The following is a 353-nucleotide window of genomic DNA, read 5'->3' on the forward strand; positions in this document are numbered from 1 at the left end:
ACGCAACCGGCGGTGGCGATCAGGTTGGCCGGCCAGGATTCGGTGCGCTTGAGCGAAGGCACGAACGAGCCCAGCAAATCCTGCAGCATGAACCGCCCGGCACGGGTGCCGGCGTCCACCGCGGTGAGGATGAACAGCGCTTCGAACAGGATCGCGAAGTGGTACCAGAACGCCATGGTGTTCTCACCCGGCAGCACCGAGTGCAGGATCTGCGCGATACCGACCGCCAGGGTCGGCGCACCGCCGGCACGGGCCAGGATGGTGGTTTCGCCGATGTCCTTGGCCACCGCTTGCAGCGCCTCGGGGGTGATTGCAAAGCCCCAGCTGCTGACGGTCTGGGCCACGGCCACCAC

At 67.1% G+C, this 353-nt stretch carries 1 protein-coding gene; it reads right to left on the reverse strand.

Features of this window, described 5'->3' with window-relative positions:
* Window positions 1–353 (reverse strand): carbon starvation CstA family protein (locus CFII68_RS25670; protein ID WP_305366732.1); only part of this gene is annotated, 353 nt, incomplete at both ends.

Source organism: Pseudomonas sp. CFII68 (assembly GCF_000416195.1).
GTDB lineage: Bacteria > Pseudomonadota > Gammaproteobacteria > Pseudomonadales > Pseudomonadaceae > Aquipseudomonas > Aquipseudomonas kilonensis.